Source organism: Phaeodactylibacter xiamenensis (assembly GCF_965229835.1).
GTDB classification, from domain to species: Bacteria; Bacteroidota; Bacteroidia; order Chitinophagales; family Saprospiraceae; genus Phaeodactylibacter; species Phaeodactylibacter xiamenensis.
Genome location: NZ_OZ245931.1, coordinates 4,973,503 through 4,993,795, shown reverse-complemented (window position 1 = coordinate 4,993,795; position 20,293 = coordinate 4,973,503). Strand labels below are relative to the sequence as shown.

At 51.3% G+C, this 20,293-nt stretch carries 16 protein-coding genes and 1 tRNA gene; 12 read left to right on the top strand and 5 right to left on the bottom strand.

The features are described 5' to 3' along the window. The first annotated feature begins 66 nt into the window (after positions 1-66). The 4 genes from ACO08I_RS19045 to ACO08I_RS19030 all read left to right on the top strand — a co-directional run bounded on the left by ACO08I_RS19045 (position 67) and on the right by ACO08I_RS19030 (position 6,872). Complete coding sequence (locus ACO08I_RS19045; protein WP_421946775.1) at positions 67-3,315, top strand: T9SS type A sorting domain-containing protein; 3,249 nt, start codon at positions 67-69, stop codon at positions 3,313-3,315. 31 nt (positions 3,316-3,346) lie between these two features. After that, positions 3,347-4,618 (top strand): fumarylacetoacetase, encoded by a 1,272-nt coding sequence (gene fahA / locus ACO08I_RS19040; protein ID WP_282775506.1) that lies wholly within the window; start codon positions 3,347-3,349, stop codon positions 4,616-4,618. A gap of 14 nt (positions 4,619-4,632) precedes the next feature. Then, a complete protein-coding gene (gene dacB, locus ACO08I_RS19035; protein WP_421946774.1) occupies positions 4,633-6,078 on the top strand; it encodes a D-alanyl-D-alanine carboxypeptidase/D-alanyl-D-alanine endopeptidase in 1,446 nt (481 codons plus the stop codon). A gap of 74 nt (positions 6,079-6,152) precedes the next feature. Beyond that, a complete protein-coding gene (locus ACO08I_RS19030) occupies positions 6,153-6,872 on the top strand; it encodes a class I SAM-dependent methyltransferase (protein WP_282775504.1) in 720 nt (239 codons plus the stop codon). 9 nt (positions 6,873-6,881) lie between these two features. On the opposite strand, the gene ACO08I_RS19025 is transcribed toward ACO08I_RS19030, so the two are convergent. The 4 genes from ACO08I_RS19025 to ACO08I_RS19010 all read right to left on the bottom strand — a co-directional run bounded on the left by ACO08I_RS19025 (position 6,882) and on the right by ACO08I_RS19010 (position 11,422). Further along, positions 6,882-8,150, bottom strand: coding sequence for an adenylosuccinate synthase (locus ACO08I_RS19025; protein ID WP_421946773.1), 1,269 nt, complete (start codon positions 8,148-8,150; stop codon positions 6,882-6,884). A 152-nt stretch (positions 8,151-8,302) separates the two neighbouring features. Further along, positions 8,303-8,650, bottom strand: coding sequence for an STAS domain-containing protein (locus ACO08I_RS19020; RefSeq protein ID WP_044219676.1), 348 nt, complete (start codon positions 8,648-8,650; stop codon positions 8,303-8,305). Between the two features lie 17 nt (positions 8,651-8,667). Next, positions 8,668-9,168 (bottom strand): Fur family transcriptional regulator, encoded by a 501-nt coding sequence (locus ACO08I_RS19015; protein WP_044219674.1) that lies wholly within the window; start codon positions 9,166-9,168, stop codon positions 8,668-8,670. A 19-nt stretch (positions 9,169-9,187) separates the two neighbouring features. After that, positions 9,188-11,422, bottom strand: coding sequence for a RelA/SpoT family protein (locus ACO08I_RS19010; protein ID WP_044219671.1), 2,235 nt, complete (start codon positions 11,420-11,422; stop codon positions 9,188-9,190). 519 nt (positions 11,423-11,941) lie between these two features. On the opposite strand from ACO08I_RS19010, the gene ACO08I_RS19005 reads away from it, so the two are divergent. The 5 genes from ACO08I_RS19005 to ACO08I_RS18985 all read left to right on the top strand — a co-directional run bounded on the left by ACO08I_RS19005 (position 11,942) and on the right by ACO08I_RS18985 (position 16,699). Continuing rightward, a tRNA-Leu gene (locus ACO08I_RS19005) sits at positions 11,942-12,023 on the top strand. Between the two features lie 336 nt (positions 12,024-12,359). Beyond that, the gene (tig, locus tag ACO08I_RS19000) at positions 12,360-13,772 is read left to right on the top strand and encodes a trigger factor (protein ID WP_282775503.1); all 1,413 of its coding nucleotides are present in this window, start codon (positions 12,360-12,362) and stop codon (positions 13,770-13,772) included. Between the two features lie 180 nt (positions 13,773-13,952). Further along, on the top strand, positions 13,953-14,675 hold the full coding sequence (locus ACO08I_RS18995) for a ClpP family protease (protein ID WP_044219666.1): 723 nt from the start codon (positions 13,953-13,955) through the stop codon (positions 14,673-14,675). Positions 14,676-14,775: 100 nt separating this feature from the next. Continuing rightward, positions 14,776-16,035, top strand: a complete 1,260-nt coding sequence (clpX, locus tag ACO08I_RS18990; RefSeq protein ID WP_044219662.1) for an ATP-dependent Clp protease ATP-binding subunit ClpX — start codon at positions 14,776-14,778, stop codon at positions 16,033-16,035. Between the two features lie 79 nt (positions 16,036-16,114). Continuing rightward, on the top strand, positions 16,115-16,699 hold the full coding sequence (locus ACO08I_RS18985) for a CopD family protein (RefSeq protein ID WP_421946772.1): 585 nt from the start codon (positions 16,115-16,117) through the stop codon (positions 16,697-16,699). A gap of 46 nt (positions 16,700-16,745) precedes the next feature. On the opposite strand, the gene ACO08I_RS18980 is transcribed toward ACO08I_RS18985, so the two are convergent. Then, positions 16,746-17,348 (bottom strand): hypothetical protein, encoded by a 603-nt coding sequence (locus ACO08I_RS18980; RefSeq protein ID WP_044219658.1) that lies wholly within the window; start codon positions 17,346-17,348, stop codon positions 16,746-16,748. Positions 17,349-17,620: 272 nt separating this feature from the next. Between ACO08I_RS18980 and ACO08I_RS18975 the strand changes: the two genes are divergently transcribed. The 3 genes from ACO08I_RS18975 to ACO08I_RS18965 all read left to right on the top strand — a co-directional run bounded on the left by ACO08I_RS18975 (position 17,621) and on the right by ACO08I_RS18965 (position 20,209). Further along, positions 17,621-18,553, top strand: a complete 933-nt coding sequence (locus tag ACO08I_RS18975) for a ribose-phosphate pyrophosphokinase (protein WP_044219805.1) — start codon at positions 17,621-17,623, stop codon at positions 18,551-18,553. Positions 18,554-18,712: 159 nt separating this feature from the next. Next, positions 18,713-19,345 carry a 50S ribosomal protein L25 gene (locus ACO08I_RS18970; protein ID WP_044219801.1) on the top strand — a complete coding sequence of 211 codons (633 nt, stop codon included), beginning with the start codon at positions 18,713-18,715 and terminating at the stop codon, positions 19,343-19,345. 84 nt (positions 19,346-19,429) lie between these two features. Continuing rightward, positions 19,430-20,209 carry an amidohydrolase gene (locus ACO08I_RS18965; RefSeq protein WP_421946771.1) on the top strand — a complete coding sequence of 260 codons (780 nt, stop codon included), beginning with the start codon at positions 19,430-19,432 and terminating at the stop codon, positions 20,207-20,209. Positions 20,210-20,293 lie beyond the last annotated feature (84 nt).

The window sequence follows — 20,293 nt, the reverse complement described above, 5'->3', positions numbered from 1 at the left end:
GCAATGAGGAATTGTAGTACATTGGTGTATATCAGGCATACAATGGGAAAATCATAGAGACACAGCATGCACAATCGTCTGCTTATTTTGCTGCTCCTTGCGGTCAGCCTGGAGCTCTTTGGACAAAAAGCGGTACCTGTACCGGGTGCATCGCCCTTGTCAGAAGTGCCTGTAATTGCCCTAACTGCGCTGGACAATGAAGCACTCCTTCAGGAAGAGCTGGACAACCGCGGCCCGGAACGCCCCCCCAGGTTCGCCCAACGCCGGGAAGTGGATATCCGACCCACAGAGACTGGATTATGGGAAGATCTGCCTAATGGCGATATGCTCTGGCGGCTTCGAATTCAGTCGCCCAATGCTCACTCCATCAATTTAGGCTTTACCGAATATTATATGCCTGCCGGAGGTCGTCTCCTGCTCTATGATCCGCTACAAACGGAAATTCTTGGGCCCTTTACTCCTTCCGACAACGAAGGGCATCAGCAACTCTGGACACCTGTGCTGGGCGGTGACGACCTGGTACTCGAGGTGGTCATTCCAGCCCACGAGCGCCCCAACCTCCGGCTTCGCCTCACCAGTATCAACCACGACTTCCTTAACTTCTTTGGCGTTACAACCGGCGCCTGCCACCTTGACGTACTCTGTGGCGAGGCTAATGGCTGGGGCATAGTAGACCTTTACCGGGACGTGATCCAATCGGTAGCGGTCTATGGTATGGGGGGCGAAACCTTCTGCACAGGAGCACTAATCAACAATACCGACAATGACTGCCGCCCGTACTTCCTTTCCGCTTTTCACTGTGATGTAACACCTTCCAACGCCCCCTCAGTGGTCGTTTACTGGAATTATCAAAATTCATACTGCCGGCAGCCGGGTACCGTAGCCAGCAGCAACCCGGGCAATGGCAGCCTCAACAACTTCAATACAGGAGCTACCTACCGCGCAGGTTACCAGCCTTCCGACTTTGTGCTTCTGGAACTTGACGACCCTATCCCTTCCTCTTCGCAGGCCTACTTTGCCGGCTGGTCCCGGGAAGCCACCCCACCGCAAGACACCGTGATTTGTGTACACCACCCCGACGGAGCTGAAAAACGCATCAGCTTCGCCTTCAACGATACTTATCCGGGTATTTGGGGCAATGGTAATCAGGAAGTCCCTAACGGTAATCACCTGATTGTGCCGGACTGGAGTGTGGGCAGTACTGAAGTGGGTTCCTCCGGCGCTCCACTGTTTAATAAGCAGGGGCGGATTGTCGGACAGCTCCACGGCGGCGGTGCGAGCTGCAGTAATGACGAATACGATGCCTTCGGCTGGATCCGGTCAAGCTGGGAAGGAGGCGGCACCTCTACCTCCCGCCTGAAGGACTGGCTGGCACCCAATGGTGAAAATTTATTCTTTCTTGAAGGACGGCTTTTGTCCAGTTGCAACGCCTCCATTTTCATTCAGCCATCGGTCACGGCCATGTGTATCCCGGGGACAGCTGACTTTGAAATAGAAATTGCAGAAGCTTTTACCGGAATAGTCGGCCTGGAAGTTAATGGATTGCCCCCTGGTGTCGATTACAGCCTCAGCCCGGCTACTGCTTATGGTGGGAGCACCGTTACGCTCACCCTCAATGCCTACGGAGCCGGGCTGACAACCGGCACGCTCAGCTTCTCCGTTACTGCTACTGATGAATACAGCACCGTCACAGAATCAACTTCTATCTTTCTGGTAGCTGATGCCCCTCAGGCTGTGGCCACTTCCTACCCTGCCCCGGAAGCTGTAGGGGTATCACTTGCTCCGGAATTCTCCTGGCTGCCCACCGCAAATGCCACCGGCTATGATTTGCAAGTCTCCACTGACAATGGCTTCAATAATCTCGTGGCTTCCTTATCGAACCTGGGAAGTACCACCTATCAGGGTGCAACGCTGGATGCCTATTCGAACTACCACTACCGGGTGCGCGCCCGTAACTTCTGCGGGCCTGGAGACTGGTCAGAAGGTATCCGGTTCAGCACTTCTGCCATTCGGTGCGAAACGGTACAGGCGACTGAAATCCCCCTCGTCATATCCAGTAGCAGCCCGAATACCATTTCCTCCGCATTAAACCTGAACATCGAAGGCACAATCGGTTCCGTCTCCCTGCGCAATATTGAAATCGACCACACCTATGTTGGAGATTTATCGGGTATGCTGCGCTCTCCGGGAGGTACGGCCGTACAGCTTTTTGACCGCCCTGGCTTCCCGCTGATCCCATTTGGCTGTCCCGGAGACGATCTTTTCCTCCACTTTTCCGATGATGCGGATGCCAGTCCTTTTGACCTTGAAGGCACCTGTGGTAATGAACCTGCTATCTCAGGGGCATTCCGGCCCGGGTCGCCTTTATCCAGCCTCATTGGCGAAGTCGCTGCGGGTGAATGGCAACTTATCCTTTTTGATAACTTCAGCCAGGATGGCGGGCAACTCAAAAACTGGGAAATAGAAATATGCACAACCTACCCGACCGCAGCCGAGGTTTTTCTTGAAAGCGATATCCTGGAAGCATGCACCAACCAGATACAGACGTTTGAAATTTTTGTCGGCACAGGATTTATACAGCCGGTGGAATTAGGCATAGCTGGTCTGCCCGATGGGGTTTCCGCCACATTCCAACCCGAAGTGGCGCTGCCCGGGACTTTTGCCTCCCTTACGCTGGATAGCATGTATTCCGTTTCCGAAAACGACATCCTTATTTATGGGAGTGATGGGAACACCATACACTTCTGTGAATTAGAGCTTCAAATTGGAGCCCGGCCCAATCCGCCGATTTTGTTTAACCCTGATAATGCATCGCCTGTATTCCAGGGGGAACAGTCCTTCTCCTGGTCTCCTTCGGTGGGGGCGGATAGCTTCCGTTTGGAAATTAGCCAGGATACCGCATTCCAGTCCCTGACCTTTAGCAAAACCGTGGCTCAATCTTATTTTTCGTTGCCCTCGGAGCTAGATGCCGGCCCTTATTTCTGGCGGGTGGTCGCCCTGAATCGCTGCGGGGCCACATACAGCCCTGTGTTTTCTTTTTTTAAGGAAGGTGCTGCCACAGCCGCACGCTCAGAGAACGCCACCGGTGATGCGCGTATTTTCCCCAACCCCACTACCGGGCTGCTCCACGTATGGCTGCCGGCAGGCTCAAACACTGTCAGGGGCAGGCTCTACAACGCGCAGGGGCAATTGCTGCAGGAAACACTCCTCCCAGAAAAGAGCACGCTCAGGTTGCAGGCTTTCCCGGCAGGCGTATACTGGCTTCAGCTCCAAATGGAAGATCGCATGGAAGTCCACAAAGTAGTGCTGCAGTAATTTTCCTACATTTGCTCAAAACCAAATTGTAATGATCAAAGCAAACGACCCTAAGCTTAAGTCGTGGGTGCCCGTACCCAAGGGCAGCGATTTCCCGATACAGAATTTACCTTTTGGCATATTCAAAACACCGGGACTGACCCCGAGAATGTGCACTGCGATCGGAGACCACATCGCAGATTTGCAGGTATTGTCAGAACATGGCTTTTTCGATGACCTTGACGTGCCCCGGGAAGTCTTTGCCCAGCCGACGATTAACAATTTTATGGCTTTGGGCAAAATCAAAACCCGTGCGGTCCGCAACCGCATTTCCGAAGTGCTTGACGATGACCTGGAAGACTGGGATGCCAGTCAGCTGGCAGATTACTTCCTCCACCCACGGCAGGAGGTGGAAATGCTGCTCCCCGTTGAAGTGGGCGATTACACCGACTTTTACTCCAGCCGCGAGCATGCCACCAATGTTGGCACCATGTTTCGGGGCAGGGATAATGCGCTAATGCCGAACTGGCTGCACTTGCCTGTGGGCTACCACGGGCGTGCCTCTTCGATTATCGTTTCGGGTACACCTGTACGCCGTCCTATGGGGCAACAAATCCCCAATGATGCGGAACAGCCGGTCTTTGGCCCTTCCAAACTGCTCGACTTTGAGCTGGAGATGGGCTTTGTAGTGGGCAAGTCTACTAAGCTGGGCAGCCGGGTGGATGTGGCGCAGGCAGAAGAGTACATCTTCGGGATGATGCTCTTCAACGACTGGTCAGCACGTGATATCCAAAAGTGGGAATATGTACCGCTTGGGCCTTTCCTGGGCAAAAGCTTCGCTTCAACCATTTCGCCCTGGATCGTCACCCTTGATGCACTGGAGCCATTCCGTACGGCTGGCCCAAAGCAAAACCCCGAACCGCTACCCTACCTGCAAATAGAGGGTGCAAATACTTTCGATATCCATATCAGCATGGCCATTCAGCCGGAAAACGGTGAAGAGAAAACGGTTTGCACCTCCAACTTCAAGTACCTGTACTGGAGCATGGCGCAGCAACTGGCGCACCATACTGTCAATGGCTGCAACCTCCGGGTGGGGGACATCATGGCATCAGGTACGATTAGCGGGCCGGAGGAGTCCTCTTATGGCTCTATGCTGGAGCTTACCTGGCGGGGCACTAAGCCTATCGCCATGCCCGATGGCAGCGAGCGCAAGTTCATCCACGATGGAGACACTGTGACGATGCGCGGATACTGTGAGCAGGACGGATTGCGTATTGGCTTCGGTGAAGCAGCAGGGAAAGTGCTTCCTGCTCAACCTTAAAAATCCGCTTTCGCATGTTCAAGTACCTTGCCCTTGCCCTGCTGATGTTAAGCTTTAGCCCGCCCGCTACTGCACAGAGCAGCTGGCAGCGGGCCGCCGACCGATTGGCGGCGAGCCCTGCTCTGAAACACGGCAGCATCAGCTTATGCGTCATTGATGTCGCTTCCGGTAAAACAGTGGCGCAGGTTGATCCTGATTTGAGCCTAAAGCCAGCCTCCAATCTGAAGGTCCTTACTACCGGCAGCGCCCTTGCGCTGCTCGGCCCGGACTACCGCTTTTCGACAAAGCTACAGTACGAAGGCTCCATCAATAAAAGCGGCGTACTTGAAGGTAATCTTTTCCTATATGGCAGCGGGGACCCCACCTTGGGCTCTCCCTTGCTGGAAGCAGCCTCTGGTCCGGAAGAGACGCTTCGCCTGTTTCGGTTAGCTGTGCAGCGGGCCGGCATTCGCCATGTTAAAGGCAGGGTGATAGGAGACGCCTCCGCTTTTGGATCGCAGGCTTACTGCCGGACCTGGCAGTGGGAGGACATGGGCAACTACTACGCTGCCGGTGCCTGGTCGCTCAACTGGCACGAGAACCTGCACGAACTACATTTTAAACAAACAGCAGAGGGGAAGACACCTCCGATATCCGGCACCACCCCCTTTGTACCAGGCCTGACTTTTAGCAACGAGGTGGTCTCTGGCAGCCCGGGCTCCGGCGACAACGCTTATATTTTCGGCGCGCCCTACCAGATGGAACGCTATGTAAGGGGCAGCATCCCTGCCGGAAGCGGCACTTTCACCATCAAAGGAGCACTACCTGACCCTCCCTTACTTTTGGCACAGACACTGCAACAGGAACTGTCAGGGGTAGGTATCCCCGCCGGGGGAGCGGACCGGTCCTTTGTGGCAGCTAATTCAGAAAAGACCACGCTTTACACCCACTACTCTCCTGCACTTTCTGCTATTGTGGAGCGGACTAATATGGAGAGTATCAACCTCTACTGTGAAGCGATGCTGCGCACAATTGGATGGGAGCAGAGTCAGGAAGGCAGTCACGCAGCTGGCCATAAAGCTATACAGGAATACTGGGAAAGCCGGGGCCTCAGCTGGGAAGGAGTTTTTCTGGACGATGGCAGCGGTTTGTCAGAGGGCAATGCGGTACCTGCGCGCTTTCTCGCCGCCTTCATGCGTAAGATGGCCCTCGGACCAGCCGATGTGTTCCAGGCCTTTGAAGCCTCCCTGCCCGTAGCCGGAAGAAGCGGTTCTATGAAGTATGCCCTGAAAGGCACTGCGGCAGAAGGGCGTGTTTTAGCCAAAACCGGTACGCTGGAGCGGGTACGTGCACTAACCGGTTATGTGGATACGCGCGATGGGCAGCGGCTGGCTTTTTCCATCATCGTAAACCGTTACGAAGGCTCAGGAGGTAAAATCCGAAAGGCCATGGAACAGTTTCTGCTGACTTTGTGCCAGTAGGAAGACCTACAGCAAAGCCTATTATCGTTCAGATTAAGCAACGGTTTACTAACTTTGGCGTAAATAAATTCTTTATGCTACACCGACTACTGTTTTTCCTGCTTACCGCAACGCTGATCTGGTCTTGCCAGCCTTCATCCTCTTCTTCGGAACAAACGGCCTACCCTGATCAAATTACTGAAACCACACCAACAGAGGCGGCAGAGGATACTGTCACCGAAACCAGAGCCCGGGTAAAGGAAAAAGAGATGTACGAGAATACCAACCGGATGGTGTGGCAAAAACCGGAGATGATCCTGAGTATGCTGGGCGACCTCGACAATAAAACAGTAGCCGATATTGGAGCAGGCACCGGTTTTTTTGCCAAACGGCTTACAGAGAAAGCAGAAAAGGTCATTGCTATTGATATTGACCAGCGCTTTCTCAATTATATCGACAGTATAAAGGTACTGGAGATGGATGAAACCGCTGCACAACGGCTGGAAACCCGCCTGGCCTCACCCACACATCCTAACCTTGAGCCCGAGGAAGCAGATGTCATTATGATTGTCAACACGTTTATGTATATCCGGGATAAAGATGCCTACCTCAGGACCCTACGCAAGTGCTTATCTGACAATGGCCTGTTAATGATCGTTGACTTTAAGCGGAAGCGTACGGACATAGGCCCTCCTTCCACCATACGGTTGCCCCTGTACAGGCTCGAAGAGATGATGTACGAAGCAGGTTATCAATCTATAAAAACCAACGATACTGCATTGGATTATCAGTACATTATCACGGCACAGAAGTAACTACTCCGGTTAACGCACGATTAGTTTTTCCCGTTCGGGCCCGGTAGAAACCATAGATATCCTTACATTCAGCTGTTGCTCTATGTAAACAATGTAGTCTTTAGCAGCTTCTGGCAGCGCATCGAAGGCTGTAATACCGTCGAGCGTTACCGCCCAGCCCTTTCTGGATTCAAAGATGGGCTCCAACTCCTGATCACAAATATCGTAAGGCAGGGCTTGCGTTTCCATACCGTCAATCTTATAGGCAATAGCGGCACTAATGTCCTCAAAAACATTCAGGACGTCGATTTTTGTCATCACCAGCTGAGTGACGCCATTAACCATAATGGTGTAGCGCAGCTGAGGCAGGTCAATCCAGCCGCAGCGCCGGGGGCGGCCAGTGGTTGCGCCAAATTCACCGCCTTCCGTCCGAAGCCGTTCACCGGTCTCATCGTGCAGCTCAGTAGGGAACGGACCGGAGCCTACCCGGGTACAATACGCTTTGGTGATACCGATGACCTCGCCAATTTGGCTGGGTGCTACGCCTAAGCCGGTGCATACACCAGCAGAAATGGTATTGGAAGAGGTAACGAAAGGATAGGTACCGTAGTCAATATCCAGCATAGAGCCCTGTGCGCCTTCAGCAAGGATCTTCTTGCCGGCTTTTAATGCTTCATTGATGTAATATTCACCATCCACCATTTGCAGGGCACGCAGCTCATTGAGGCACTCCATCCACCGGGCTTCTTCCGCCTCCAGATCGAAATCGACAGGGGGATAAATCTCCAGCAGGCTGAGGTGCTTTTCCTTAAGCGCGAGGTAACGCTCCATAAAATCAGGACGGGCTATATCACCGGCCCGCAGGCCATTGCGGCCCGTTTTATCCATGTAAGTAGGCCCGATACCTTTGAGGGTGGAACCAATTTTGGCCTTCCCTTTGGCATTTTCGGAAGCCGCATCCAGCAAGCGGTGCGTGGGTAAAATCAGGTGCGCTTTTTTCGACACCAGCAAGCGATCTTTGAAGCTAACACCGGCGTCCCGGAGCTTATCCAGCTCTTTAGACAGCGTAATCGGATCAATGACTACACCGTTGCCGATCAGGTTTTTCTGTTCCATGCGGAAAATACCGGAAGGGATCGTGTGCAGGACAAACTTTTTGCCGTCAAACTTCAGGGTATGCCCAGCATTGGGCCCGCCCTGAAAGCGCGCTACTATATCGTAATCGGAAGCCAGGTAATCAACAATTTTTCCTTTTCCCTCATCGCCCCATTGAAGGCCGAGGATTACGTCAATCGCCATTTTTTAAAATTTAGAAACCCGGCTGCCGTCTACTTGGTGGCCGGGAAAGTGTCTTTTTGTACAAAGGGAGCAAATTAACAAAACCTGACGGAATACCAGTATCCATCAGGTTGAATAATCCTAAGATTTCTTGAGTTAAGGCAGAGAACGATTTAGTTTTGCTGTACTTTTTGCAATGCCTGCTCAACGGAAGTACTCATAACAAACATAGGTGTAAGCTTAGTCATATCCAGCAAGCTCTTCACCTTTTCGGAGACATTAGCTACAACCAGACCTCCGCCACTTTCCGTAGACCGGGCCCGCATCGTAAGGAGGAAGTTGAGCCCTACGCTATTCATGTATTCTACGGCAGCAAGGTCTACCACAAAGGAAGCATACCCCTCGCGCAGCTTGTGCTCTACAGCCTTGATGATCTCGCGGTTGGCGTGCTCGCTCAGCAAATCCTTAATTTGGAGTACCTGTATGCCGTCTTTTTCGGCAAGAGAGTAGTTTAAGTTCATGGGTGCAGTGATATTTCTTACGGTTTAGCCGCCTCAGCGTCCGCATTTACGGCAGCAGTCCGGGGGCAGGCACCATCGCACTGCCCGTAGAGGTTGAGAGAGTGGTGGGTGATATTAAACTTTAATAACTCTCCCATCATACTCTTGATTTGCTGAATACGCGGATCGCAAAACTCAAGGACCTTACCACAATCAACGCAGATCAGGTGATCGTGTTGTTTGTAGCCGTAAGACTTCTCGTACTGCGCCAGATTTTTACCAAACTGATGCTTCTTCACCAGGTCACAATTCACCAGCAATTCCAGGGTGTTGTAAACTGTTGCCCGGCTCACCCGGTAGTTTTGGTTTTTCATGTGGATGTAGAGCGCTTCGGCATCGAAGTGGTCTGTACGCTTATAGATTTCTTCCAAAATCGCAAAGCGCTCCGGGGTCTTCCGGAAGTTGTTCTTCTCAAGGTGGGAGGCAAAAATATTTTTGACCTCCTTGATGATTTCCTCTTGTGTTCTGCCCGCACTCATATCCAGATACTTGTTAAAATTAATCTACCCTAGTAACAGTAGAGATGTTATCTAAGTTCTTGAGGCCCTGAATAGCCATATACAGCTGGTCTGTATTTTTCACCAGCAGACTGATCTGACCGGTGAAGTAGCCTTCGTTCCCTTCGATGCTAAAGGAACGGATATTGAGCCCCAAATTGGTGGAAATACTGTGGGTAAGCCGCTCAATCACACCCGGCCCATCGTCAATACCCGTGATTTTCAGATTGACCACAAAGGTGGAATTGGTGGTAGACACCCACTCGGCCTTCATGACCCGATAGCCGTAGTGTGCGATCAAATTGGTCGCATTCGGGCAATTTGAACGATGAATCTTCAATCCGGCATTAGCCGTCAGGTAGGCAAAGATGGCATCGCCCTGCACCGGGTTACAGCAACTGGCGAAAGAGTAATCAAAGCGCTCCGCCGGTTCTCCGTTGATCAGCAGGCGCGGCTTATCCGTAATTTTCTGGCGGCGGCGCTTGGGCACATCTTCCGGTGCACGTTCGGCTTCCACCGGTTCTTCCGGGCGCTCCACCAAATGGCGGGAGCCATCGTTATAAACATCAACCTGATGGGTTTTCAAAATATCATTGACATTCAGCTCGCCAGTCGCTATAGCAAAATAAAGGTCTACGTGCGAGGTGGTATCATAATATTTGACAAGCTGCTCCACAGACTCTTCATAGTCCACCTTCAGTGGTTTCAACTTGCGCTCCAGCGCTTCCCGGCCGACCTCTCCCTGTCGGCGGCGCTCCTCTTTCATGGCGGAGCGTATTTTAGCGCGGGCTTTCCCCGTCGTCACCATTTTCAGCCAGTCCTCTGTGGGGTGCTGTTTCTTATTGGTGATGACCTCCAATTGGTCCCCGTTGCGCAATTCGTAGCCCATGGGCACAATGCGGTTGTTCACCCGTACTGCCTGGCAGTGGTAGCCCACATCAGAATGAATGCCAAAGGCAAAGTCGAGTGCAGTAGCGCCTTTCGGTAAAATGCGCATATCTCCTTTGGGCGTATAAACAAATACCTCCTCGTTGAAGAGGTTATTGGATTTAAAGTCGCCCAAAAATTCAACGGCATCCGTTTGCGGATCCTCCAGGATTTCCCGCACGCTATCCAGCCAGCGCTCGTAGAGGTCGGGATTTCTGGACACTCCCTTATACTTCCAGTGCGCCGCAAATCCACGCTCGGCGATCTCATCCATGCGTACCGAGCGGATCTGGACTTCCACAAAGCGGCCCTGTGGCCCGATAACGGTGGTATGTAAGGATTCGTAACCATTGGACTTGGGCGTAGTAATCCAATCTTTGAGCCGCTCAGGTATAGGCGTGTGCACATCCGTCACGATGCTGTAAATCTGCCAGCAGATCAGTCGTTCCTGCTCAATTGGCACGTCTACTATGATGCGGACTGCAAAGAGGTCATATATTTCCTCAAAAGGGACATTCTTATTCTTGATCTTATTCCAGATGGAATAAATGGACTTAGCACGCCCCACAATTTCGTAGGGGACGTCAAGGTCATTCAGCTTTTGGCGCAGCGGCTCAATAAAAGCAGAAATATAGGCTTCTCTTGAGCGCTTTGTTTCTGCCAGTTTTCGGGCGATCTCGCGGTAGTCGTCCGGGTCTGTAATTTTCATACAGAGGTCCAGATACTCCGTCTTGATATTGTAGAGCCCTAACCGGTGCGCCAGAGGAGCATAAACATAACTCGTCTCAGCTGCAATCTTGAGCTGCTTGTGGCGCGGCATAGCCCCGAGGGTACGCATGTTATGCAGGCGGTCAGCCATCTTGATGAGCACCACCCGCACATCATCCACCAGTGTGCTGAGCACCTTACGGAAGTTCTCTGCCTGGGGGCTCTCTGCATTATAGGCACTATCCAGCTTGGTGAGGCCATCCACGATTTTCGCAATACGGGCCCCAAATTGCTCCCGAATATCCTCCAGGGTCACCTCCGTATCCTCAACAACGTCGTGCAGAAGAGCGCAAATGATAGCAGTGGGCCCAAGCCCAATCTCATCAGCACAAATCTTGGCTACAGCGATAGGATGCAGGATGTAAGGTTCTCCCGACTTACGCCGCTGGGCAGCATGGGCCTGCACAGCTAGCTCATAGGCTGCCCGGATATTTACGCGGTCCTCTTCATACACATCTGACTTGATAGACCGGAGCAAATCGCGGTATGCACCCTGAATGAGCTGCCTTTCTTCATTATTTTCGATCAATACCTCTGCCATAATCTTGTGTGTCCTGCTGGATTAGTAATTTGTTAGTTCACGTGTACAGATTTGCTGATTGACTAAGTTACTTTAATAGAACGCACAGGCAATGCCTATCGTCCACTTTTAGTGCTGACTTTCACAAATATTTAATATTCAACGATATACAATGGAAAACGTTTCACCATCCCAGCCAATAAATCGTCTTTTATCATTGCAGTTGATTCAATTGGAGCATGCCGTTGCTGCTGCTTTAGGCTGAAAAGGTGGATAGGGTTGTTTTGGTAAGGAGCAATCACTGTAGTTACTGCTTCTGCAGCCTTTTTACAAATCTAATAAAAAGAATTTCGTTTCCAACATACTTTTCAGCCTGCCTGCACTCCCAGCTATAGACTCCCCCCTTTAGATATTATTTTTTTACGCCTTAGGTAGCAGTTTCCGAACAAAAACCTTATCTTTGCCGCTCATTTAATGAGATGTGGCAACTCGCAGTCGCTAAACGTAGCATACATGCCTGTTGAGTGGTCAATCTTCCGAGCGGGTGTGGCGAAATTGGTAGACGCGCTAGACTTAGGATCTAGTGCTTAACGGCGTGGGGGTTCGAGTCCCTCCACCCGCACAAGGAAAAGACAAAGCAGGTGGAGGGACGAGAAGTCTATCCCGGTCTTACAAGACATAGGTCAGGATTACCGGGAAGTCCCTCCACCCGCACAAGGAAAAGAAAATTGCAGTGTGCATAGCCTGCAATCACCCAAATACTCAGCGAGCGTAAAATGCATGCCCACCCGGGCATGGGTCAGAGCGCCGACCGCGAAGGCTGCATGAGCACTTAGAGTTATGCAGCCTTTATTATACTTACCCGATAACCAAGCATTCAACTTTCACTTCGGGTTACGGGTTCTCGCAAAGCTCAGAGCCTGCACTTTAATATTGAATTCATCAAACGCCAAGCGTTATGCCAAAAGTCGAACACGAAAATATCGACAACCTGAACGCCGTACTCACGGTGACCCTCGAGAAAAGTGATTACGAGCCTAAGTTCAAAACAGAACTCAGCAAATATCGTAAGCAAGCCAACATGAAAGGCTTCCGGAAAGGGAAGACGCCTGCATCTGTTCTGAAAAAGATGTACGGTAAGGGCGTACTGGCAGATGTCATCAATGAAATGCTCCAGAAAGAGCTGTACGACTACCTGACCGATAACGATATCAAAATATTGGGACAGCCCCTGCCTTCGGCTGATCAGGAACCGCAGGACTTTGACCTGAAGACCCTTCAGGACTACGTTTTCAAATTTGACCTCGGCCTCGCACCGGATTTTGAAGTACAGGGTGCGGACGAGAACACGACTTTCGAAAAGATGGTCGTAGAGCCGAGTGAAGAGATGGTAGATGAAGACCTGCAGGCTGCCCGCAAACGCTCCGGCGAGCGCAAAGCTGTAGAAGGCACCATACAAGATAACGACATGGTGAAACTGGAAGTGGCCGAGCTGGATGGCGATACGCCTAAAGCAGAAGGCATCACTTCTGAATTCAGCCTGCTCATCGGCAACAATACCAACGAAGACCTGAAGCAAACCCTGAAGGAGAAAAAGCAGGGCGATAAGCTTAAGATTGACATCCTTAATATTGAGAATGGCCGGGACGAAGACTACGCCCGCAGATATTACCTCGACCTGGACGAGGAGGAGGATGCTGAAAAAGAATTCAATAATGAATTTGAAGCCACTATCACTGAGGTTACACGCATCGTTCCTGCTGAAATGGACCAGGAATTCTTCGATCAGACTTTCGGAGAAGGAGAAGTGACTTCTGAAGCCGAAGCCCGTGAGAAAATCCGCGAGCAGATCAAAGGCTTTTACAACGGTCAGGCAGAAGCGCTTATGTCCCGCGATATTCAGGAGAAACTGCTGGAGCTAAATCCTATGGAGTTCCCGGAAGCGTTCCTCAAGCGGTGGATGCAAGCCAACAACGAAGATGTTGACGAAGAGACGATAGAAAAAGAGTACGACAATTTCGAAAAGAACCTCCAGTGGTCTCTGATCCGCAATAAGCTGGTAGAGCAGTTTGAGATAGAGGTCAATAATGACGATATCGTAGAGGCCGCCCGCCGCCGCATCCGTCAGTATTTCGGAGGGCAATCTATGCCGGGCATGGAGCAGATCGTGGATAGCACCGCGCAGCGCATCCTTCAGGACCAAAAGCAGGTAGAGCAGCTGTACGAGGAAGTCCTCACCGACCGTACCTTCGAAGTCCTGATCGAGAAAGTCAATGTTGAAGAAAAGCCGGTAAGCCTTGAGGAGTTTGAAGGTGCCGTAAAAGCGGCACAGGCCTCTAATATCCCCGCTGTAGCGGAGGAAGAAGAGTAAGCAGGACCGGAGAAAAGGCTTGGATTACGCGCCGATTAAATATTTTCTGATATTTAAACGGTGGTGCTCCAAGTCTTTTTTTTATTTATTCAACCCCAGGGCACCAAAGTTGTTAATACAGTTGATATTCAAACCGCATCGGAGTTTTTGCTCCGGATAAGACCTTAAAGCAAAAAGCGCATGTTCCAAAAGAACGAATTCATGAAGTATGCTACCAAGCACCTAGGTATGAGTAGCATGCACCTCGAAAAATACATCGACCAAACCACTCCAATGGGTATGGGTGCAGGCCCTAATGTACAGGGTTTCACCACGGCTATCATCGATGAGCGCATCAAGAACGTTTTCCCGATGGACGTCTTCTCCCGCCTGATGATGGACCGTATCATTTTCATGGGTGTGCCCGTAAACGACTACGTTGCAAATGTTATTCAGGCACAGCTCCTTTTCCTGGAGTCTGATGACCCCAAGCGCGACGTGCAGATGTTCATCAACAGCCCGGGTGGCAGTGTAATTGCCGGACTGGGCATTTACGATACCATGCAGTATGTGGCTCCGGATGTGAATACAATCTGTACCGGCCTCGCTGCTTCTATGGGCGCTGTATTGCTTACAGCAGGAGAGACAGGCAAGCGTACCTGCCTCCGCCACAGCCGGGTCATGATCCATCAGCCACTGGGTGGCATGCAGGGTCAGGTCACTGATATGGAGATTTCCTACAAGCTGATCAAGGACCTGCAAAAGCAATTGTATGATATTCTTGCACAGCACACCGGCCAGCCTTACGAAAAAATCGAGGAGGACTGTGACCGCGACAACTGGATGACTGCAGAAATGGCTAAAGAGTACGGACTGATCGATGAGGTTCTGGACCGTAACAGCCCACGCAAAGAAAAAATATAAACAACCCTGACGGGCGGACCCTGCCGCAGAGTCCGCCCTGTCTCTTTTTGAGCGATTCAAGCCAGGCTGTTTTGGCCGGCAGTTTTATAAACAGCAGCGTATGCGAAAAAGCAAACAAAGCTACCGTTGTTCCTTCTGCGGAAGGGACAAGTCTGAAGCACTTATTCTCATTGCCGGTATTGACGGGCACATCTGTGAGGTTTGTGTTGAACAGGCAGGGGAAATCATTGAAGAAGAACTCTACGGTGGCAAACGCAAGGAAGAAGAAGCACCACAACAGGACTTTCTGTTGCCAGATAAAATCACGCCACAGGAAATCAAGGGGCACCTCGATGAATATGTCATCGGGCAGGACGAAGCCAAAAAGTTTCTTTCCGTAGCGGTTTATAACCACTACAAGCGCCTGCGGCAGCACCGCAATGATGATATTGAGATCGAAAAGTCCAACATCGTCTTTGTAGGTCAAACCGGCACAGGCAAAACCCTGCTGGCTAAAACCATTGCGAAGTTCCTGAATGTACCCTTCTCCATAGTTGATGCTACCGTATTCACAGAAGCCGGCTACGTTGGGGAAGATGTGGAAAGCATTCTCAGCCGACTGCTACAGGTATGTGACTATGACGTGGCAGCCGCTGAAAAGGGCATTGTATACATTGACGAGATCGATAAGGTAGCACGCAAAAGCGACAACCCTTCTATCACACGCGATGTCTCCGGTGAAGGCGTGCAGCAAGCTATGCTGAAGATGCTGGAAGGCACTGATGTCAATGTCCCGCCACAGGGGGGGCGCAAGCACCCGGAACAAAAGCTGGTCAAAATCAATACGAGCAATATCCTCTTCATTTGCGGAGGTGCTTTTGACGGTATTGAGAAGGTAATCGCCCGCCGGGTGAATACCCATGTCATCGGCTTTAAAAACAAAGAAGCTTCTACTGATGCGGTTGACCGGACCAAGCTCCTGCAGTACATTAGTCATCAGGATCTCCGCACCTTTGGGCTTATCCCTGAACTACTGGGGCGTTTGCCGGTACTGGCCTATCTGGAGCCTTTGGATATCGAAGCGCTCAAGCAAATTCTGGTGGAGCCACGCAATGCCCTCATCAAGCAATACCAAAAACTGTTTGATCTGGAAGGTATCAAGCTGGAGTTTTCAGAGGATGCGATTGAGTTTATTGCCGAAAAAGCGCTGGATTTCAATCTTGGTGCGCGCGGCCTGCGGTCTATCTGCGAGGCTGTGATGACAGATGCGATGTTCGAACTGCCTTCCCGGCAGGATGTCGACCGGTTTGAAATCACAAAAGCATACGCAGAGGAAAAGCTCAGCCGCTCTAAAATCAGCAAGCAACTAAAGGCTGCCTAAAAAAAACAGCCGATACTATAAAAGTTAATGAAGGGCGCTGCGTGCAAGCAGGGCCCTTCTTCATTCCAAAAAGCAGGTCATGGCCAACGCACTTTTTTTCTTCAAAGCTTTACATGTGGTGGGGTTTGTTTCCTGGTTTGCCGGGCTGTTTTACCTGGGCCGTATTTTTGTATACGATGAGGAAGCATCCGGCAAGGCAGAACCGGAACGCAGCACGCTCAAACAACAATTCAACCTCATGGAATGGCGGGTCTACCGCATCATTTGCAATCCGGCCATGATGATCACCTGGACGGCCGGGCTGATTATGGTGGGGCTGGGCCTGTTTTCACCGCTTGTCCCCAACTATCTTACCTCCGGCACCCCCGGATGGATGCACCTCAAGCTGCTGCTCCTGGTACTGATGACCATTTACCACCTCTGGAATAAGCGTATTATCCGGCGGATGGAAGCCGGGGAGCGCCCCTTCTCTTCCTGGCAGTACAGGCTACTGAACGAAATGCCTACTTTATTTCTGATTTCCATTTCCTACATCGCCGTCTATGGTAAGGCAGGCACCCTGAATTACCTCTACCTTGTCGGTGGGATCATCGTTTTTGTGGGTCTGATTTTTTTGGGAGCACGGGCTTACAAAAAGGCCAGGGAGAAAGCTCAGAGAAGTTAGCAAACACCCGTGACTTCCGCAGCTGCCTCGCTCAGGGCACTACGGGTTACCGGCCCAGGCCATGCTCTTCGTGCGGATAGCCTTTGTCTTCGAGTGGCTCCACTACCAGTACACGGCCCTCTTCTATCACATCCACCACCCGAACGGAGGAGCCCCTGCGGAGTTCCATCCCGGCAGTCATCGCCTCAATTTCGTAAGGGGCACCTTTAACATTTAGATGGACTTTGCCAAACCCATTCCGGTGGGAAGGCACGGTATACAATACTCTCCCGGTAGACTGCACCAGGCCTTGCGGGTTAGCAACTACAGGTCGGGGAGCCAAACGGAGCAGCATCAGGGTGACAGCCTTAGCCATAGCTGCCGCAATCAGCCCCGCCAAAGCACCACCTGCGATGACATAGTGTTGTGCCAGGCTGGTGTAAGAAATGAGCAAGCCCACCCAGCCAAAAAAGGTAAGGAAAGTAAGAATAGTCCGGGGGTTGAAAACCCGGGACAAACGTGCTGAGGCTTCGGCTTCCGTTTCCGGGTCCAACAGGCTCATGGCAATCAGGATGATCAGCAGTAGTGTGCCTGCCACAGCAACGAGCCATAAGCTCTGCTGTAGTACCGAAAGGGCTTCCCACCAATTGGAGAAAAATAATCCGGGCATAGGCCGTAAGATTTTGCCGGGCATTTTCAAATAAACGATACCCGGTATACAATATTAACAAGACCTGCTGTACTGTACACTTCCCTTCGACCAAGCCCGCCTGATTTTCGGCGAAAGCCGTGCCCTCCTCATAGCATGAGCGCCTTCCACAAGCATTTATACTGGGACAGGTGTAGCCTCTGCCTTAAATCCTCTGCCTGATCTATGAAATACTACCTCAGAAGTTTTACCTTTGCCAAAGGCATAACCCACGACAAATGATCAAAGGCCCAATGGTAGAAGTTAAACTCTTCTCAGGTACGACATCCGCGTATTTATCCAAAAGCATTGCCGACCACTACGGGCATCCGCTGGGTGATATCAATGTCCACCGTTTCAGCGATGGAGAAATGCAGCCCGTTATCAATGAGTCCGTACGTGGCGCATATGTGTTTTTCATACAGTCCACTTATCCTCCTACAGAGAACCTGATGGAGCTGTTGCTCATGGTTGATGCAGCCAAGCGGGCTTCTGCCGGTTACATCACGGCTGTCATCCCTTACTTTGGGTATGCCCGTCAGGACCGGAAAGACAAACCCCGTGTGCCTATTTCTGCCAAACTCATTGCCAACCTCCTCCACACCGCAGGCGCCAATCGTATCATGACGATGGACCTCCACGCGGATCAGATTCAGGGCTTTTTTGATATTCCGGTGGACCACCTCAAGAGTGAAGCCATTTATATCCCCTATTTTCAACAACAAGACCTCAGCAATACCATTTTTGCGTCTCCTGATGTAGGTGGCGTAAAGCGGGCACGCACCTATGCCAAGCACTTCCGCCGCCCTCTTGTGATTTGCGACAAATACCGTAAGCAGGCCAACGAGGTTTCGGAAATGACCGTGATTGGCGATGTCGAAGGCGCAGATGTCATTTTGGTGGATGACCTCGTCGATACCGCAGGTACCCTTTGCCGGGCTGCTGCCATTCTGGTAGAAAAAGGCGCAAGGAGTGTACGGGCCATGTGTACTCACCCTGTGCTTTCGGGGCAAGCTTATGAGAAGATCGAAAACTCCCATTTAGAAGAGCTGCTGGTATGCGATACCATACCGCTGAAGCAGGACTCCGAGAAAATTAAAGTCCTCAGCACGGCCAAGCTTTTCTCCCGGGCTATTCGTAATACCCACGAACATCGCTCTATTTCTGCCCTTTTTGTGGGAGATTGAGGCCTTTACATTCCGGTAAGACCTTTTCGCTCAACTTTTTAGCCAGCCAATTTTTTCTTTTTGGCCGGGAATACCTATCTTTGCGTGCCTTTTCAGGGCTAAATGTGTATTGAGTACACGATTCATTGGAATACAGAAAAAGACAAAGTCTATAAAATCATGGAAACGATAGCTTTTACAGGACAGCCGCGCACCGATATGGGCAAGCGAAGCACAAAAGCACTGCGCAAGGAAGGTCACATTCCATGCGTTGCGTACGGAAGTGAGGATCTGATCCACTTCTCCGTTAACCCTATTGACGTTAAGGATTTGATTTATACACCGGACTTCAAAATCGCGGAGGTTTCTGTTGACGGCAAATCTTTCAAGGCTATCGTCAAGGATATTCAGTTCCACCCGGTGACCGATGAGATACAGCACCTGGACTTCCTGCAGCTTGAGGAAGGCCGTGCGGTAAAGGTGGAAGTACCGATCCGTTTCAAAGGCACTTCTCCTGGTGTCAAAAATGGTGGTAAGCTGATTCAGCGCCTGCGCCGTCTCAAGATCAAGACCAAGCCGGAAAACATGGTGACCGAGATGCGTGTCGATATCTCCAAACTTGAGCTGAACCAGTCTATCCGTGTACGCGACGTAGACCAGAAGCTGGAGACCATCGAAATCCTGAATTCTCCTGGTGTACCTATCGCAAGTGTTGAGACACCACGTGCCCTTCGTTCTGCTGCATCTGCTGCTGCTAAAGCAGGAGCTGCACCTGTAGCAGATGAAGAAGCGGAAGAAGCTACTGAAGAGTAATTATTGCCGTCTGGTTACCCGGACGCATTATAACAAAAGAGGTGTAAGCATCGTGCTTTACACCTCTTTTTGTATTATGGCGCTATGAAAGAGCAATTAACCGTTTCACTACTACAGACCGAGCTGGCATGGGAAGACCCTTCCGCCAACTTCGGGTACCTGGACAGGATGCTGCAGCGGCTTCAGCCCGGGCAGACGAATCTGCTGATCCTCCCGGAAATGTTCACTACTGGTTTTTCCATGAATGCCCCCTGCCTGGCAGAGCCTACTAAAGGGCGGGCTTATCAATGGATGGCCGAAAAGGCGGCCCACCTTCAGGCCGTGGTCACAGGCAGTATTATTGCCGAAGTAAACGGGCAGTATTACAACCGTTTGCTTTGGGTACGCCCGGATGGCACCTTTTCTCACTACGACAAACGGCATTTGTTTACGCTGGCCGGAGAAGAAAAGGTCTATCAGCCCGGGCAAACCCACTTGCTGACCGAGCTTAAAGGCTGGACCATTATGCCACTGATCTGCTATGATCTCCGGTTTCCGGTTTGGAGCCGCAATACTATGGGCTATGACCTGCTGATTTATGTAGCCAACTGGCCTAGTAAAAGACGTAACGCCTGGAAGAGCCTGCTCGTCGCACGAGCTATCGAAAACCAAGCCTACACCATCGGTGTTAACCGGGTGGGAGAAGACGGCAATGGCTATCCACATGCCGGTGACACTTCCATACTCGACTACGCCGGTGACCCGCTGCTGCAGGCCGCTGATGTCGAAAGTGTTTTTACCGTATCGCTGGACCCCGAAAAGCAGGACGAATTCCGACGCAAACTACGTTTTCTGGATGACCGGGACACCTTCGAATTAAGATGAGCAGCAAGCCGCCACCCTTTACGGCAGGAAGAGTTTAACCTTTCATTTAAAGGCGGAGAGAAAATGAAAAAGACCGCCCGACGT

Excerpts from the sequence above, each read along its gene's own strand:
- ACO08I_RS19045 (WP_421946775.1), top strand. The coding sequence starts at position 67 with ATGCACAATCGTCTGCTTATTTTGCTGCTCCTTGCGGTCAGCCTGGAG.
- fahA (WP_282775506.1), top strand. The coding sequence starts at position 3,347 with ATGATCAAAGCAAACGACCCTAAGCTTAAGTCGTGGGTGCCCGTACCC.
- dacB (WP_421946774.1), top strand. The coding sequence starts at position 4,633 with ATGTTCAAGTACCTTGCCCTTGCCCTGCTGATGTTAAGCTTTAGCCCG.
- ACO08I_RS19030 (WP_282775504.1), top strand. The coding sequence starts at position 6,153 with ATGCTACACCGACTACTGTTTTTCCTGCTTACCGCAACGCTGATCTGG.
- ACO08I_RS19025 (WP_421946773.1), bottom strand. The coding sequence starts at position 8,150 with ATGGCGATTGACGTAATCCTCGGCCTTCAATGGGGCGATGAGGGAAAA.
- ACO08I_RS19020 (WP_044219676.1), bottom strand. The coding sequence starts at position 8,650 with ATGAACTTAAACTACTCTCTTGCCGAAAAAGACGGCATACAGGTACTC.
- ACO08I_RS19015 (WP_044219674.1), bottom strand. The coding sequence starts at position 9,168 with ATGAGTGCGGGCAGAACACAAGAGGAAATCATCAAGGAGGTCAAAAAT.
- ACO08I_RS19010 (WP_044219671.1), bottom strand. The coding sequence starts at position 11,422 with ATGGCAGAGGTATTGATCGAAAATAATGAAGAAAGGCAGCTCATTCAG.
- tig (WP_282775503.1), top strand. The coding sequence starts at position 12,360 with ATGCCAAAAGTCGAACACGAAAATATCGACAACCTGAACGCCGTACTC.
- ACO08I_RS18995 (WP_044219666.1), top strand. The coding sequence starts at position 13,953 with ATGTTCCAAAAGAACGAATTCATGAAGTATGCTACCAAGCACCTAGGT.
- clpX (WP_044219662.1), top strand. The coding sequence starts at position 14,776 with ATGCGAAAAAGCAAACAAAGCTACCGTTGTTCCTTCTGCGGAAGGGAC.
- ACO08I_RS18985 (WP_421946772.1), top strand. The coding sequence starts at position 16,115 with ATGGCCAACGCACTTTTTTTCTTCAAAGCTTTACATGTGGTGGGGTTT.
- ACO08I_RS18980 (WP_044219658.1), bottom strand. The coding sequence starts at position 17,348 with ATGCCCGGATTATTTTTCTCCAATTGGTGGGAAGCCCTTTCGGTACTA.
- ACO08I_RS18975 (WP_044219805.1), top strand. The coding sequence starts at position 17,621 with ATGGTAGAAGTTAAACTCTTCTCAGGTACGACATCCGCGTATTTATCC.
- ACO08I_RS18970 (WP_044219801.1), top strand. The coding sequence starts at position 18,713 with ATGGAAACGATAGCTTTTACAGGACAGCCGCGCACCGATATGGGCAAG.
- ACO08I_RS18965 (WP_421946771.1), top strand. The coding sequence starts at position 19,430 with ATGAAAGAGCAATTAACCGTTTCACTACTACAGACCGAGCTGGCATGG.